14 protein-coding genes, 1 tRNA gene and 1 pseudogene are annotated in these 13,503 nt (G+C 33.4%); 8 read left to right on the top strand and 8 right to left on the bottom strand.

Translation table 11 applies throughout. The features are described 5' to 3' along the window. Window positions 1–46 precede the first annotated feature (46 nt). Window positions 47–835 carry a carbon-nitrogen family hydrolase gene (locus MKX29_RS23660; protein WP_095369721.1) on the top strand — a complete coding sequence of 263 codons (789 nt, stop codon included), beginning with the start codon at window positions 47–49 and terminating at the stop codon, window positions 833–835. A 173-nt stretch (window positions 836–1,008) separates the two neighbouring features. Here MKX29_RS23660 and MKX29_RS23665 read toward each other — a convergent pair whose 3' ends face one another. The 3 genes from MKX29_RS23665 to MKX29_RS23675 all read right to left on the bottom strand — a co-directional run bounded on the left by MKX29_RS23665 (window position 1,009) and on the right by MKX29_RS23675 (window position 5,068). Beyond that, window positions 1,009–1,590: a DUF2087 domain-containing protein gene (locus MKX29_RS23665; RefSeq protein ID WP_224937820.1), complete on the bottom strand. Its 582-nt coding sequence runs from the start codon at window positions 1,588–1,590 to the stop codon at window positions 1,009–1,011. Window positions 1,591–1,711: 121 nt separating this feature from the next. Beyond that, window positions 1,712–3,163, bottom strand: coding sequence for a PAS domain-containing sensor histidine kinase (locus MKX29_RS23670; protein ID WP_341108093.1), 1,452 nt, complete (start codon window positions 3,161–3,163; stop codon window positions 1,712–1,714). A gap of 126 nt (window positions 3,164–3,289) precedes the next feature. Next, window positions 3,290–5,068 carry a methyl-accepting chemotaxis protein gene (locus MKX29_RS23675; protein ID WP_341108095.1) on the bottom strand — a complete coding sequence of 593 codons (1,779 nt, stop codon included), beginning with the start codon at window positions 5,066–5,068 and terminating at the stop codon, window positions 3,290–3,292. Between the two features lie 277 nt (window positions 5,069–5,345). Between MKX29_RS23675 and MKX29_RS23680 the strand changes: the two genes are divergently transcribed. The 3 genes from MKX29_RS23680 to MKX29_RS23690 all read left to right on the top strand — a co-directional run bounded on the left by MKX29_RS23680 (window position 5,346) and on the right by MKX29_RS23690 (window position 7,738). Continuing rightward, the gene (locus tag MKX29_RS23680) at window positions 5,346–6,389 is read left to right on the top strand and encodes an acyltransferase family protein (protein ID WP_095369725.1); all 1,044 of its coding nucleotides are present in this window, start codon (window positions 5,346–5,348) and stop codon (window positions 6,387–6,389) included. Window positions 6,390–6,579: 190 nt separating this feature from the next. Further along, a tRNA-Arg gene (locus tag MKX29_RS23685) sits at window positions 6,580–6,653 on the top strand. Window positions 6,654–7,186: 533 nt separating this feature from the next. Further along, a complete protein-coding gene (locus MKX29_RS23690) occupies window positions 7,187–7,738 on the top strand; it encodes a DUF3231 family protein (RefSeq protein WP_341108097.1) in 552 nt (183 codons plus the stop codon). A gap of 147 nt (window positions 7,739–7,885) precedes the next feature. Here the strand turns inward: MKX29_RS23690 and MKX29_RS24565 are convergent. Continuing rightward, a pseudogene (locus MKX29_RS24565) lies at window positions 7,886–7,966 on the bottom strand (hypothetical protein); the annotation flags it as partial. Between the two features lie 505 nt (window positions 7,967–8,471). Here MKX29_RS24565 and MKX29_RS23695 point away from each other — a divergent pair. Further along, window positions 8,472–8,636 carry a hypothetical protein gene (locus MKX29_RS23695; RefSeq protein ID WP_224937812.1) on the top strand — a complete coding sequence of 55 codons (165 nt, stop codon included), beginning with the start codon at window positions 8,472–8,474 and terminating at the stop codon, window positions 8,634–8,636. Between the two features lie 74 nt (window positions 8,637–8,710). On the opposite strand, the gene MKX29_RS23700 is transcribed toward MKX29_RS23695, so the two are convergent. Continuing rightward, window positions 8,711–8,905: a hypothetical protein gene (locus tag MKX29_RS23700; RefSeq protein WP_224937811.1), complete on the bottom strand. Its 195-nt coding sequence runs from the start codon at window positions 8,903–8,905 to the stop codon at window positions 8,711–8,713. A gap of 218 nt (window positions 8,906–9,123) precedes the next feature. Between MKX29_RS23700 and MKX29_RS23705 the strand changes: the two genes are divergently transcribed. Continuing rightward, the gene (locus MKX29_RS23705; RefSeq protein ID WP_341108100.1) at window positions 9,124–10,854 is read left to right on the top strand and encodes a B12-binding domain-containing radical SAM protein; all 1,731 of its coding nucleotides are present in this window, start codon (window positions 9,124–9,126) and stop codon (window positions 10,852–10,854) included. Window positions 10,855–10,904: 50 nt separating this feature from the next. Here the strand turns inward: MKX29_RS23705 and MKX29_RS23710 are convergent, their stop codons facing one another. Continuing rightward, window positions 10,905–11,042 carry a hypothetical protein gene (locus MKX29_RS23710; protein ID WP_224937809.1) on the bottom strand — a complete coding sequence of 46 codons (138 nt, stop codon included), beginning with the start codon at window positions 11,040–11,042 and terminating at the stop codon, window positions 10,905–10,907. Next, window positions 11,043–11,201, bottom strand: a complete 159-nt coding sequence (locus tag MKX29_RS23715; protein WP_224937808.1) for a hypothetical protein — start codon at window positions 11,199–11,201, stop codon at window positions 11,043–11,045. Window positions 11,202–11,344: 143 nt separating this feature from the next. On the opposite strand from MKX29_RS23715, the gene MKX29_RS23720 reads away from it, so the two are divergent. Next, window positions 11,345–11,683: a DUF3905 domain-containing protein gene (locus tag MKX29_RS23720; protein WP_224937807.1), complete on the top strand. Its 339-nt coding sequence runs from the start codon at window positions 11,345–11,347 to the stop codon at window positions 11,681–11,683. 43 nt (window positions 11,684–11,726) lie between these two features. Here the strand turns inward: MKX29_RS23720 and MKX29_RS23725 are convergent, their stop codons facing one another. Continuing rightward, complete coding sequence (locus MKX29_RS23725) at window positions 11,727–13,091, bottom strand: TrkH family potassium uptake protein (protein WP_224937806.1); 1,365 nt, start codon at window positions 13,089–13,091, stop codon at window positions 11,727–11,729. A gap of 197 nt (window positions 13,092–13,288) precedes the next feature. On the opposite strand from MKX29_RS23725, the gene MKX29_RS23730 reads away from it, so the two are divergent. Beyond that, window positions 13,289–13,486 carry an alpha/beta-type small acid-soluble spore protein gene (locus tag MKX29_RS23730; protein WP_095369732.1) on the top strand — a complete coding sequence of 66 codons (198 nt, stop codon included), beginning with the start codon at window positions 13,289–13,291 and terminating at the stop codon, window positions 13,484–13,486. The last annotated feature ends 17 nt before the right edge of the window (window positions 13,487–13,503 follow it).

Raw genomic sequence — 13,503 nt, forward strand, 5'->3', positions numbered from 1 at the left:
TATATATTTAAAGTATAAATAAGATTGAAATAAGGGAGTTTTAACGATGAAATTACATATTGCTTGTATACAGATGGATATACAATTTGGCCATCCTGAAGAAAACTATAAGCATGTAGAAATAAAAGTAAAGGAAGCTTGTGAAGTTCAACCATATCCAGATATTATTGTCCTACCAGAAATGTGGACAACTGGATATGATCTAGAAAATTTGTCGTCCACTGCTGATGTTAAAGGTGAAAAAACAATTGAATTCTTAAAAAACTTAGCAAAAAAATATCAAGTCCATATCGTAGGCGGATCAGTTGCTACTAAGCGTGATAAGGAATACTTTAATACGATGATTTCAGTTGATAAAAACGGAGAATTGCTACAAGAATATCATAAAATGCACTTATTTAAATTAATGGATGAACATAAATTTTTATCTGCGGGAGAAGAAAAAGGCAGCTTTAATATTAATGGTGAGAAAGTAGCCGGTATGATTTGTTACGATATTCGTTTCCCGGAATGGTTTCGAGCACATACATTAAACGGGACCAAAGCTATTTTTGTTGTAGCAGAATGGCCAAAACCAAGAGTCGATCATTGGCAAACATTATTAAGGGCAAGAGCGATTGAAAACCAATGTTATGTGATTGCTTGTAACCGTGTAGGGCAGGATCCTAATAATAGATTCGCTGGACATTCGATGATCATTGATCCTTGGGGGGAAGTTCTCGAAAGTGGTACGGAAAAAGAAGAGATTGTCACAGCGACGATTGATCTTTCGGAGGTTGATCGTGTCAGGAAAACCATCCCTGTTTTCGATGATCGCAAACCTGAATTTTATTAATATTTTCAAGAAATACATGACTAGCTAAAATCAAATACGAGCAAATACTGTTATATATCTGTCAGCATTTGCTCGTATTTTTTAGAGCCAAATTAGGTTCGCAGCTTCTTTTATACTTGGCCAACCAGCACTCACAACAGTGGATTTTGCCGTCTAAAGTAGGCCAACTACTACTATTCTATTTTCGCCCACATTTCTGGTGGATTTACTTCATAGATCCCATTCTCACGATACATATATTGATTCGTAATAAATTCCCTTCTAATCGTGGCAAAGTCATCATGAAAATTTTTAATATATTCATTTATCTCTTTCTCTTCATATTTCACACCTTTTTTCAACCCTTTTACCATATGTTCAAAAATGATAAGCTTTTTCTTTCTTTGAGCAGGAATAGATTTTAATTTTCCATCAGTTTGAATAAAAGCGTCTAGTACTTTCTTTCTATATGCGTTGTCTTGCTCCATTTCTTCTAACTCCTCCTTTTGGCTAATGATTTTCTCTAATGTAACAGCTTGATGAAGAATAATCTTTTCGTTTAAATAATAATAGACCGTATTTTTTTCTCTTCTTGTATAAACTAAATTAATATCCCTTAATTTATGAAGGTGATGTGTAATCGTTGGTGGTGTTAATCCTAACTTTCCTGCTATTGCTTGTCCGTGTAATGGCCCTTTTGATAACAAATAAACAATTCTTATTCTCGTTGGATCGCCCATGGTTTTATGAAATGCAACAATGCGGTTTAATTGCATAATCCTTCACTCCTTTTCTTAACAACAGTTATGAATAAATCCATTTTAACATATATCTAATTAGATATATATCTAATTTTGAAACATAAATTACATTCTTCCTACTTATATTTTAAAAAAATTAATTATTCATAGGAAGAATAATATGAAAAGTTGTTCCTACTCCCTCACTACTTTCCACTTGTACTGCCCCATTATGTTCATCAACAATCTTATATGAAACCATTAATCCAAGACCATTTCCCCTTTCTTTTGTAGTATAAAATGGCTGTCCTAGCTTTTCTAACTTATCCTGTGGTATTCCTCCACCTTCATCCTGAATTGAAATTCTTACAGTTTGATCCTCAAGACGTTTAATGGTAATTGTGATATATCCACCATCCGGCATTACTTCAATTGCATTCTTTATAATATTTATAAAAACTTTTTTTAGTTGGTTTCCTTCGCACATCATTTTTGGTAAACCATATTCATAATAAGTACGGAATTGGATATTATTCAGTAGGGCCTGAGCATTTAATAACTTAACCGTTTCGCGCATAATGTTAATTATGTCATTCTCCATATATCTCACGGCCTGTGGTTTTGCTAAAAAAAGAAATTCATTAATAATAGAATCGATTCTTGCGAGTTCCGTTGAAATAATATTAAAATACATATCATGATCAGATTCTTTTTTTAATGAGTTCTCAAGCAATTGTATAAATCCTTTTACTGCAGTCATTGGATTGCGCACCTCATGAGCAATACCTGCAGCAAGTTGTCCTAATACATTCAGTGTATCAGACTTTCTTAATCTTTCTTCCATTTCGACTTTATCCGTTATATCCTTAAATGTAGAAATTGTAAACTCTGAAAACAAATTATAGTTAACTAAATACTCAAATAATTTATTTTCATTTCCCTTACCTTGTAGTTGTATCCTTCCTTCATAAGAACCGTTCATTGTTATTTGTGTGATGATCTCTCTCATTTCATCTAAATTCCCAGAAAATCTAGCCATCATATGTTTTAACGACTTTCCGATTAATTCTTCACGACTTGCCCCTAAAATTTTCTCTCCAGAAGGGTTAACGTCTTGTACCACTCCCTCGTTATCCCATAAAATGATACCTTCAAGTGTACCCTCGAATACTCTTCTAAACTTCAATTCACTCTTTCTTAACTCTTGTTCCATTTGGTTTCGCTCACTCACATTACGAAAAATACCCATATGAAAACCAGTGTAAGATTGTAATTTCATTGTAAATTCTAAAATCTTAGATTGTCCGTTAGGCATAAAGAATAGAATTTCATCTCTTATTGCCCCTCTTTTATATAATACATTTAGGATTTCCTTGTACTTTTTATCTTTATCGACAACAAAATCTTCAATCTTACATTTTGTAATTTCATTATATGAAGTTTCAAATATTCGACACGCTGATTCATTCGCATGTACAATATGACCACCATCCTCCCATAGGATGATTCCATCTATGGCTTCCATAAAGAGCTCTGAATAGATTCCTTCATCATTTGAGAGCTTTTCTAACAACTTTTGTCTTTCAAAAGAACTATTCGATGTTGGCAAACTACCTTACCCCCTAAAACAAATTATTCTACCACGAGGTTATTCTACAAAAATCGCCATAATCCTTTTTATTCATAATAAAAAAACAAGTACCCGCTTAAACTAGCAGAATACTTGTTTTCCCCATTATAGTTTAAATTTTTCTATAAGTTTACTTAATGTATGAGCCATTTCAACTAACTTTTGTACATATAGCTGAATGTTTTCCATTGAATCATTTGTATGTGTAACAGAATTACTCGTCTCTTCTACTGCAGCTGCTGATTGTTGAGAAACCGCAGCAATATTTTCTATAGATTCGCTCATCCCAACTGAATTATCTAGCATTTCTACCATACTTGATGAAATATGTTCGATATCTCCATGGATATCAGTGATGGCAGTTGATATACTTTGGAAGGTATTCGCTGTTTGATGAATTTTATTACTACCAATCTCTACTTGCTCATAGCCGGCTTGTAACGATTCTACGACTCCAACAGACTCTGACTGAATTTTATTGACGATTGAAGTGATATCACTTATTGAATAGGAGACTTTTTCAGCAAGTTTTCTTACTTCCTCCGCAACAACAGCAAAGCCCTTGCCATGCTCTCCTGCTCTCGCAGCTTCAATTGCCGCATTTAATGCCAATAAATTCGTTTGGTTAGCGATCTCATGTATCACAGATATTAACTTATTTACTTGTTTCGTTTCTTGATCTAACCCTTTCACTCGATGCATCGAATCATTAATTATTTCATCTATCCTATTCATTTGCTCTTTAGAATTTTCCATCAATTCATTTCCTGCTAATGTCATATTCTTCACATTTGAGGCTGCTTCACGCATAGAAACACTTTTCGTTTCTGCATTCTCCACTTTAGATAAGTAATCTTCCATAATTTTTGATAAATCCGCACTTGCACTTGCTTGCTCTTCTGCTCCTCCCGATAATTCCTCCATTGTCGCCGATATTTCTTGACTAGCAGCTGCGACTTCAGATGAAACGGCACCAAGGTGAACACTTCTCTCATTTAAACTTTGTGAAACTGTAAGCATTTCTTGAATCATTTGGCGCAACTGGTGTTTCATTTGGTTAAAAGCGTCTGCGATTTCTGTAATTTCATCCTGATTATTCGAATGAATATCACTAGCTTTTAAGTTTCCTTTTGTTATTTCCTTTGAAGCTGTCACAACCTTTGTAAGACGATAAGCTAATTGTTTATTCACGATTCTATGACTAAAAAATCCGAAAATTGCTGATAGTACTAGTGACAGTACTAAGATAACAATTGAAACGATCATCATCCAACTCGCTTGGTTAATGGCAGATTCCTGCTCTTCCTTAATAATAGATGTTAGTTCATCTAATGTATTCATTGTTTGCTCGATGTAATTATCCACCTGCAACTTCCCTAAGCGGTATTCGCGTACATGTTGTAACTTCACATTTGGTGCGATTTCATCATAAAATAATTGATTTACTTCTTTATCATATTCATTGATTTTAACAAACATTTCCTGTGCTGTTTCCGATTGGATCATTGCTTGTATTTCTTGTTGTTTATTCTTTATGTCTGTTTCTAAATCTTCATATGTATTTAAATGTTTTGGATTAGAATCAATAATATAATTCCCAATTGTCCCGCCTTTTAAGTAGAAATCTGTGCCTATATCAGCGATTTCTAGCGCTCTTTCACTTGCCTTCTCTGCTTCATTAAGTTTAAAGGTACTGTAGACAAGCATAATAAAAGACAAAATCGTTGATATAGTGAATACGCCTAAAGTAAGCCACAAAGCTACCCCATACTTTTGACCGATTTTTAACTTTCTCCATTTATCTGACTTGGACACCCGTATTAACATCGCATTTAAAAAGGGGATGCTACTTTGTTTTAAACGCCATTTTTTCAGTAATTTCAATATAATTCCTCCTTTTAAAAAAATGTATCCCTTTTAACAATAATGATTCTATTATACTAGATTCTGCTAACATTATAATCGATAAAAAGGGGATATTGAAGTAGTATTTTAACTAAAAATAGTTATATATACCTATGCATTTCAATGCCATATTACCTTTACATGTCCATGTTTTGGATTTTTATCCACTCGTTCACATGTTTGAATTGATTTATTTTCTTACATAATGGGTATATAATAAGTGATGTTTTAGGGGGTCTTTAATAAAGGAGGATTTATGAGACAGCGTGATTACTTTTTTGATAACGCAAAGTTTATTCTTATTTTCTTTGTGGTATTCGGACATTTGATTCGCTCTTTTATTGAAGATAGTGAAACAATTTATACGCTTTACAAAGTGATTTATACATTTCATATGCCTGCATTTATATTAGTTTCAGGCTTTTTTGCAAAAGGGTATTATCAAAAGGGATATATTCAAAAAATAGCTAAAAAATTGATTTTGCCATACCTTATTTTCCAACTAATCTATTCGGTCTTTTATTATTTCTTACATCAAGGTGCAGCCTTTAACGTGGATCCGCTTAATCCACATTGGTCGCTATGGTTCTTAATTTCTTTATTTTTCTGGCATCTATTGTTATTGATATTTGCCAAATTCAAACCTAGTGTAGCCATTATCCTCTCTTTTGCGATTGGGCTAGCTGTAGGATATGCTGATTGGGTTACAAACTATTTGAGCTTATCTAGAACTTTTGTGTTTTTCCCATTCTTCTTACTAGGTTATTTAATGAAGAAAGAGCATTTCCAAGTTTTATTTAGACCATCGGTTCGCATCGGTGCGATTGGTATTTTTGTAGCTGTCTTTGTGTTATTCTACTTTAATCCAAACATCAACTATGAATGGTTACTTGGGTCAAAGCCATATTCCGTCGTTGATGATGCATCTATTTCGTCCATGTTAACTAGATTAGGTTTCTATTTACTCAGTTTGATGATGATGGCATGTTTCTTTGCCTTTGTGCCTAATAGACATTATTCATTTACAAAGCTAGGTAAAAACACATTATACGTTTATCTTCTTCACGGGTTTTTCGTACGAGTATTTAGAGAAAGTGAAGTGCAGGATTTCTTCAATGATGCAAGAAGTTTTCTCTTGTTAGCAGGACTCGCCTTAGTGCTTACTTTGCTATTATCAAGCAAATGGGTCACCGCAGTGACTCAGCCGCTGATTGAGTTAAGCACTGCACGGTTTAAACAACTAAAGAGACAAATTAGAACGATCTTTCGATATTATCGTAGAAAATACCGAATTGGTTAAATAGGTAAGGTCAGGCAGTAGTTACAGTCCTATGTAACTACTGCCTTTATCATTTAAACATCTATGGACGCTCTTTTCCCATTATTATAATAACAATAAAAATCATTAAACATTTTCAAAGGCTTTTTTATTGACCGTTCATTTATATAGGTATATAATTTTATATTGTCAAAAGAAAAAAACAATATATGTCCCAGTAGCTCAGCAGGATAGAGCAACAGCCTCCTAAGCTGTAGGTCGTAGGTTCGATTCCTATCTGGGACGCTAATTGTAAAAGGTCGATAACTCTTGGTATTAAAGGGTTATCGACCTTTTATTTTTAATTTCCATTTCTTACATTCCAGTAAAAATTTTCGTTTGGGGTCGGAATGGATTTTTAATGTTTTTTTCAAATAATGCCCCTTCCTACCTACTTAATTATATTTAAAACTAGCTCAGCTCGATCAATCGATTATTTGTTTAATCTACAGAGGTCATTAATAACATTTTTACTTCTTTAAATTTTAAATCCAACCTACTTCACATTTGATTAACATAAGATACAAAGTCAGCTGGCAATTAGTTTTGAAAGGAAGTTTGATATTGATATTTATGGATTTATGGCTATAACAGTTCCTGATCCAGGTTTAGGTGATGTTATTCTTCTTACCTCAGGAGGTGAACCTCAGATCAAATGAGCGCAACTTTTGTTTATTTATTTCATAGTACCTTTTCTTATATTCTCATTACGCACATAGTTATTTTAACTTCTGGAGATAATTAAGATTACATAACTAAAGAATACGGAGGGATGATCGTTGCCTAACGCTTTTCAAGCAGTTATAAATTACATAAAATCAACATCGATAGAAGATGATCCTAAACAAAATCCACATATAGGAGAAGCCATGGGGTGTTGGTTGTACTACACTTCAATTGCAGAAGAAATTCCTGCATTAGAAACTTGTTTAAATACAACTACTGATAAAGAGTTATTAGAATTATTAGCTGAATCGAAAAGATTAGCTGAACACCAAAAAAGAACTTTAGAAAATTTTATGATAAATGAAGGTATCCCTCTTTCAAATACAGCTCAATCGAAGCCTAACTCGGATCCGAATAACATACCATTAGGTGTGAAATCTACAAATGATGAAATTGCAAATTTAATTAGTATTAAAATCGCTTCAAATATCATGATGTGTTCAACTAACATGACTCAATCAATTAGAAATGATATTGGACTTATGTGGGCTAGATTTTATGCAGAAAAAATGATATTTAGTATGAACCTTAAAAACACCATGCACAAAAGAGGCTGGCTAAAAATTCCTCCTTACTTTCATCCTCCCGGAGCACCTAGACCCTAATCTAGGTGCTTATTTTGATGTAAGAATTTTTTAGATGTATGTACTCCTTTGGTTGCGATAATATCTATAGTTCTTTCTTTATGCCTTTGTTCATTCCATTTAAGCAAATTCAGTATTTGAAAGAATGCTTCATCAAAATTTACTACCTTAAAAATGTTCTTTGTCAGAAACTATAATGACATCCACTTCATAAATCTCCTTGATGTTATTATCTATTATTCCTCTATATTGACAGACTGTTTATTTACAATTAATGAAAACACTGCTTTTAATTTGGTCAACTAATTATATTTGCGATTAAAAACCCTGTTAAACAATACTATTTTAATCGGCACCATTAACTTCACCAATTCACTAATTATGTATTAAATTTCCTTTCAATTACCTTATTTTATCATTTCACAAAAAACACAAAATAGATTATCATTACATTATCACGTGTTAGTACCAGGTATAAAAGGAGTTAAACGTTTATGATGTTTCCAACAATTGTAAGTAAACAAGATAATTTAATTCATATTGTTAAAAATCAAAAAAAAACGGAATGTGGTTTTACTTATCACCACTTTACAATAGTTAATCGTTCAGATTTAAGGCGGATAAAGTTTATTAGTAAAGATTCCATCACTTGTACCATGTGCTTACAACATTACCTAAACCAAAAAAGTTAATTCTTTCATTTATGAATGGTGCCAAATGAACTAGTGCAACCTATAACATGGAGGTGCCTTTAATGAGTGATATTGAAAAATCTCGAAAAATTGGCCAAAAACAATATGAAATGGATCCAATGGATCAAGGTTTAAACCTTTTCTCCATGATGGTCAATCAGGCTACTGGTATTGATAAAGGAAATGATGGGGTTATTGAAGAAGAAGAAAACAATCGTAAAGAATAAAAAAATGGCTATAGATAATATACTTTTGATGAGTATATGTCTATAGCCATTTTTTTATATTATTTATAACAATACTACCCATGTAATGATGCTCTCCTTGTGCGTGAGGTGACCTTCTGTTTCTTCAAGAAAAAGATAAGCTTTTCTTGATGATGCATAGACTTCGAGAATAGTCGGTGAAATAACCACTCAGGAATATCACCTTCTAAAAAATAGTTTATACCAACAAACCAAAAGCGGTGCCACTGTATAATCGCTGCGATTAACATCTTATCACTCCTCCTTTGATAGGTTAATCATAACTTACCAATTTAAAGACAATATGAAGTCAATGTTAAAACTTATTAATTTTTGACTTTAGGATTTTAATAAAAATTATGATAAAATAAAATGTATTGCCAAGAAAACATGTTAGTTAAAGATAAGAAGCTGTTGGGTATTTTATGTCTCGACCGCTTTTTCTTACTGCATATAAAAGGAGAAGAAAATGAAAGTCATTGCGTCAACATTAAACGCTAAATATATTCATACTAACCTTGCCATACGGTACTTAAAAGCATTTGCTGAACCTGATTTCAACGTTGAACTTGCTGAATATACAATTAAAGACCCAGTTATGAATATTGTTACTGATTTAATTAATAAGCAACCGAATGTCATAGGTTTCAGTTGTTATATATGGAATATTGAAGAAACAATTAAAGTCATTCGTATGATCAAAAAAATAAATGCTGATGTAATAATTATACTTGGTGGACCAGAAGTGACCTATGATGTCCCTGAATGGTTAGAGAATGTTTCAGAGATTGATTTTATCGCTGTAGGTGAAGGAGAAGAAACTTTTAAACAACTACTTCAACAAATAGATGGTGAAAAGGATTGGCGCAAAGTGAACGGCATTGCTTATCTTAAAGATGGCAAATTGCAAGTTAATCCACAAAACAACAAACTTAACCTTCGTGAACTACCCTCTCCTTTTCGCTTTGAAGAAGATAAGAGGGAGCTTGGCAAAAGGGTTACATATATTGAAACGAGTAGGGGCTGCCCTTTTAGTTGTCAATTCTGTCTTTCTTCCATTGAAGTTGGTGTTCGATATTTTGATCGTGAAAAGGTGAAAGAAGATATTCGTTATTTAATGCGAAACGGAGCGAAAACGATTAAATTTGTGGATCGGACATTTAATATTAGTCGCAGTTACGCGTTAGAAATGTTTCAATTTCTTATTGATGAACATATGCCTGGTGTGGTTTTTCAATTCGAAATAACAGCTGATATTATGAGGCCAGAAGTCATTCAATTTCTAAACGATCACGCACCTGCCGGTTTATTCCGGTTTGAAATTGGCGTACAATCAACTAATGATTATACGAATGAATTAGTGAAGCGAAAACAAAACTTTCAGAAGTTGACTCGAACAGTGACAATGGTAAAAGAAGGTGGCAAGATTGATCAGCATCTTGATTTAATTGCTGGTTTGCCTGAGGAGGATTATGCATCATTCAAGAAGACGTTCAATGATGTTTTTGCTCTGCGTCCAGAAGAATTACAACTAGGATTTTTAAAAATGTTGAGGGGTACAGGGTTAAGGCAAAGTGCCGCCAATCATCAATATATTTATATGGATCAATCACCTTATGAAATCCTTGGAAATAATGTATTATCATTCCAAGATATTATCCGAATCAAACAAGTAGAAGATGTATTAGAAAAATATTGGAATGACCATCGGATGGATCATACGATTGAATACTTAGTTACAAACATTTTCCCTACCCCTTTTGATTTTTTCCAAGAGTTCGGAAGTTATTGGGAAGGGAAAGGCTGGTCAAGAATTGGCCACCAATTAGAAGATTTATTCCATCGATTATTTGCTTTCTTAGAGGATACACAGGTGAAAAATTTAGAGGTCATAGAAGGCTTAATGAAATATGATTACCTATCTAATCAAAAATATAAACCTAGAAAGCCTTGGTGGCCATCCTCAATTGATAAAAAAGAACGATCTTTGCTTTATCAACATTTTCTAAAAGATCCAAGTTCTGTAAGCAAAGACTTTGCTTTATTACATTTAAACGAAAAAGAACTATATAAGCACTCCATTGTAGAGAAGCTTCCCTTTAATCTTGAGAAATATATGCAGACCGGTTTCATTGAAATGGATGAATCAGTGATGGTTGTATATTATGCCAAAGAACAGGCAGCTGTGTTTGCATCATAGTGTGTAAAAACAAGCCAGAAAAGCAGTTTAAACTTTTCTGGCTTGTACTTTCATTTCTTATTAACCTTGCCTTTTTTACTTGTAACTTCATAAATCTTTGAAGCGTTCATATCGCCAAACTCCATCCCGAACTCTACATTCACTTGAGGAGGCTGTTTCTGTTTCCGCTCATTTTTTAACTGATACATTTAGCTTCTCCCTTTTCTTCCTTGTTTTGAATTGCGGTTGGCACCTTTATTTACATTTTCACCACTAGTAAATTCAGTTGAAAATTCAACATCTTCTTGATTGGCTTTTGGTGTCTTACTATATTTTTCAACAGCACGATGGCTAGCTTTTCTCTTCATCTTCTGACTCCTCCTTCATATTTCGTAAGAACAAACATATTTTCCGCCTAATGTAGGGTCATTATGCTTACCTTTTATTTCTTCATGTTTCATCTCATAAACGATCAAACAGAAGAGAAAAATAAAAAGAGGAGTGATGATAAGTGAAAAGACAAAACAAGCAAGAGCGAAGCAAAATAGAAAGCTTACCACATCAAATTTCTTCACCTGACTTTCGAAAAAGTCATAAGGAGCTACAACCACCTTTTGTAAACGAATTTGGGGTAACAATTGGGGATAGTAATTATGTATCAGAGCAGTCTCCACTTGAGAATTGGAGTGATGAAGTAGACCCAGCTGTGATGGCTGGAGACAAATGGGTTCATCCAACAAACGATATTGGCTTTAATACGCCTGAGAATCGCGCACTGATAGAAGAAAAAGAAGTACCAGATGCCCCCTTCTCTCATCCAACAAAAGATGCAGGTTATAAAGCAGATTAGAAAACCAAGCTTTTTGTTAAGCTTGGTTTTCGTATCTATCTATTTATCCAATAATAATCCTTTCCTTTGGATAATGATAATGTGGCTTTTCTTCTTTACCACCTATGATATATAAAAATGAGGTTAAGCCTATTCTACCGACAAACATTAGTATCATAATGACGATTTTTCCAGTATTACTTAAATCAGCTGTTATCCCCATGGAAAGACCAGTCGTTCCAAATGCGGAGCAAACTTCAAATATTATGGAAATAAGTGATAAATGTGTATTTGTAATGCTAATCAACAGCACTGCTACAAAGCATAAAAGCGTGGCTAAAATTGTAATAACCAATGATTTCAATATATCATCTTGGTGAATTTCTCTGCGGAAGATTTTCACATGTTTATTTCCTTTGGCAAAATTCCAGATAAATAAAATATTTAACGCAAAGGTGGTTGTCCGTATGCCTCCCCCAACCGAACTTGGTGAAGCACCTATAAACATCATAATACTCATGATCAATAGGGTTGGCAAAGTAAATTCACTAACATCCATTGTTGCTAACCCACCACTTCTTGTCGTCGCTGACTGAAATAGTGCATAAAAGAAACTTTCATGCCATGATAGCCCTTTAAAAAAATGTTGAAACTCCATAACTAAAATAATAATGGTTCCAAAAACGAGTAAAAAAGCGTATGTAACGGTTGTTACTTTAGTAAATAAAGAAAAACGATACGGGAGAGAGTTTTCCCATTTACGTTTTAATAGAAAAGCTTTGACTTCAATTAAAACAGGAAAACCAATTGCCCCTAAAGAGATTAAAATGATTGTAATAAACTGCACGAAATAATCATGGGCATATGGAATCATTGATGAACCTGTTATATCTAAACCCCCATTTGTTGTTGCACTTACAGAGGCAAATATTCCGTGGAGAAAAGCTTCGTCCCACGTAGGATAGTACTTTAAAAAATGAAAGCCAAGTATAAACATCCCTATTACTTCGATAAGAATCATTAATTTAATTATTTCTTTCACGAGTTGAACAAGCCCAGAAAGCGCATACTGATTGTGATCAACCATAATTAGTTTTCTACTCTTCAATCCAATCTTCTTACCTAACAACATCCAAAAGAAAGTACCTAATGCCATAATACCAATTCCACCAAATTGCATAATAATCATTATCACAAAATACCCAAAAACACTATAAGTTTGTGATAAATCAACAACGGTTAATCCCGTTACACTAACAGCTGTCACAGCAGTAAATACAGTATCTATAAAGCTAACTTCTACACCTTTTTGATTCACACCTGGTAAATAGAGGAGTCCTACAGAAATTGAAATCGACAAGAAATAATATGCAGTGATTATTTGTGCTGGCGAACGCCTATTTATCCAGCCTTTAAAATCTTTTAACAAACGTTTTTCACCTCAACTAAACTCAATTACACTCTATAATAATATAAGCTACCCCTGTTTTGAAAGCTAATTATGCTTTCTTTGCCAAAACAAGGATACAAACAGCTAATTTACCACTCATGAAATGAACACAATACATCATAATACAAATACAGTGATATCAATTACTGTAAATTATCTTTAGGAGATGTGTAATCATGCCAAAGAATAGTAATAAACTTTTAGTACCGGGAATTGAACAATATTTAGATCAAGTTAAATATGAAATCGCTCAAGAGTTTGGCGTACAGTTAGGTTCGGACACTGTTTCCAGATCTAACGGTTCAGTCGGAGGAGAAATCACCAAAAGATTAGTCCAACAAGCTCAAGCAGAACTTTCCGGAAAACAAAAATAACATGGCAAAAGTCCGAG

Source organism: Cytobacillus sp. FSL R7-0696 (assembly GCF_038006865.1).
GTDB lineage: Bacteria > Bacillota > Bacilli > Bacillales > Cytobacillaceae > Cytobacillus > Cytobacillus kochii.

What these genes read in the sequence shown, in the direction of transcription:
- MKX29_RS23715 (WP_224937808.1), bottom strand. Translation starts at nt 11,201, where the DNA reads ATGAAGAGAAAAGCTAGCCATCGTGCTGTTGAAAAATATAGTAAGACA.
- MKX29_RS23695 (WP_224937812.1), top strand. Translation starts at nt 8,472, where the DNA reads ATGAGTGATATTGAAAAATCTCGAAAAATTGGCCAAAAACAATATGAA.
- MKX29_RS23705 (WP_341108100.1), top strand. Translation starts at nt 9,124, where the DNA reads ATGAAAGTCATTGCGTCAACATTAAACGCTAAATATATTCATACTAAC.
- MKX29_RS23710 (WP_224937809.1), bottom strand. Translation starts at nt 11,042, where the DNA reads ATGTATCAGTTAAAAAATGAGCGGAAACAGAAACAGCCTCCTCAAGTG.
- MKX29_RS23665 (WP_224937820.1), bottom strand. Translation starts at nt 1,590, where the DNA reads ATGCAATTAAACCGCATTGTTGCATTTCATAAAACCATGGGCGATCCA.
- MKX29_RS23680 (WP_095369725.1), top strand. Translation starts at nt 5,346, where the DNA reads ATGAGACAGCGTGATTACTTTTTTGATAACGCAAAGTTTATTCTTATT.
- MKX29_RS23730 (WP_095369732.1), top strand. Translation starts at nt 13,289, where the DNA reads ATGCCAAAGAATAGTAATAAACTTTTAGTACCGGGAATTGAACAATAT.
- MKX29_RS23700 (WP_224937811.1), bottom strand. Translation starts at nt 8,905, where the DNA reads ATGTTAATCGCAGCGATTATACAGTGGCACCGCTTTTGGTTTGTTGGT.
- MKX29_RS23660 (WP_095369721.1), top strand. Translation starts at nt 47, where the DNA reads ATGAAATTACATATTGCTTGTATACAGATGGATATACAATTTGGCCAT.